The 1,711-nt window shown below is 58.6% G+C and carries 1 protein-coding gene; it reads left to right on the forward strand.

From position 1 onward, the window contains the following. Nucleotides 1–392: 392 nt before the first annotated feature. Nucleotides 393–1,711, forward strand: a 1,319-nt coding sequence (locus tag LK10_RS04225; protein WP_197061843.1) for an NACHT domain-containing protein, incomplete at its 3' end; no start/stop codon positions are given.

Consider the following 1,711-nt stretch of genomic DNA (forward strand, 5'->3'; position numbering starts at 1 on the left):
AAACGAATCAATGATTCATCAGACGCAACATCAGGGCAAATCCCCACGTCAGAGGCCGGTTCTCTGGACAAGCAAGCTCCCGGCCAGTCCTCATGCGGAAGCCGAGCCCGGCCTGAAATCAGGGCCGGAATCAGCCCCAGATCCGCACAACTCCGGGCACCAGGGGCCGTCCCGCGTCAGTGCTGGGCGAGGAGCCCGTGTGATTCATCAGATGAGATACGCAGAGTACTACTTTACGTAAGGTCGGTTATCGGCGCTCTTTTTTGGCGCTCATAGGACGAGAGAATCTGCAGCCATTTGGGGATTGCCAGCCTTGTTCGCAGTGATGCGTCATGCCCCGACTTTCGTACGTGAAGGCCTCGCCGATATCATCCGGGTAAGGAGGCATGCGCTTGGATATTGATCCCAACCTGGTCAACTTGCTGGTTTCTTATGCGGCGAATGTCGGTGCAGACGCCACGCGCTGGGTTGCTGGTAAGTTCCGCCAGCGCACGGATGGAGATGCGGACACTTCAGTAGCAACCCTCAACTTGTCCATACAGGCACAGCTTTCGGCCAGCGGAGTGCGCGACGGCGACGCCGAAAAGGTAGCGGCGTTCATCCTGGACACGCCGATCCTGGGGTATCTATTCATGCTCGTCGATGCAGGAAAATCAGGAGATTACCAAGATCTTCCTCGCAAAGAGATCTGTGCCCTCCTCATTCTCGAGGCAGGGTTGGACGAAGTAGCCGCGGGGGTGGCGTCCCAGGTTCTCGTCGCCGTCCTCCAGGCGAGCAATGAGTCAAGTTCACGGTCAGCTCGGCGGAGCGGACGTCGTAGTCGACCGCTTTCCGGAATCCAGCTGTTCGGTGCGCAAGAGGCAAAACGTCGGCTACTCTCGAAGGTCGGCAGTCCTAGTCTTTCGGACATTCGCGAGTACTCCTCCTCGTTCCGTCGAGAAATGGGACGGAAGTTCAGCCGAATTCAGCTGCAGCATCTCGACAACGGCACGGAACAGCAGCTTGAAGATCTGTATGTCGAGCCAGAATTGCGGCTGCAGGAACCGTCGGCCGCCCAGAGGCCGGAAGTCAAGCCCGCCGAAGTAATCACCCTGTTTGCGCGTGCTGTGATCCAGGGCCCGGCCGGGAGCGGCAAGTCGACTACGGTGAGGCGATTGGCCACCGATGTGGCGAATCGGAGTAACGGCGAAGTAGTCCCCATCGTGGTTGAGCTTCGGAAGTACTCAGCACAACAGGCCCTGGGACCGCAAATCTTCCTCGAGCACATTCGCCAATCCGTGACTCAGTTGATGCAGCAAGCACCCCCCGAATCATGGCTTGAGTACCTGCTCGCGACAGGGCGAGCCGTCGTGTTCTTCGATGGCCTTGACGAGGTGCTTAGCGCAGGGACGCGGGCCGAGGTCCGCGACGCGGTAATCACTTTCGCGCAGATGTTTCCTGCGTCGTCCATCGTCGTTACCAGTCGATACACCGGATATGATCTGGCCCCGCTCGACAAGCGGGAGTGGACTCACATCGGTGTCGAGGAACTGCGCGAGGACCAGGTTCACGAATATGCGAGCCGCTGGTTCAAGCTAAAAGATGGGGAAGCCGACATCGGCGATCGGGCGAAGGGCTTCATAGACGAGAGCCGAACCTACGCCAGTGACCTTCGCTCAAATCCCCTGATGCTGAGCATGCTCTGCAGTATTTACTACGCCAGAGGCGACAT

This window comes from Sinomonas humi, from assembly GCF_000802235.1.
GTDB lineage: Bacteria > Actinomycetota > Actinomycetes > Actinomycetales > Micrococcaceae > Sinomonas > Sinomonas humi.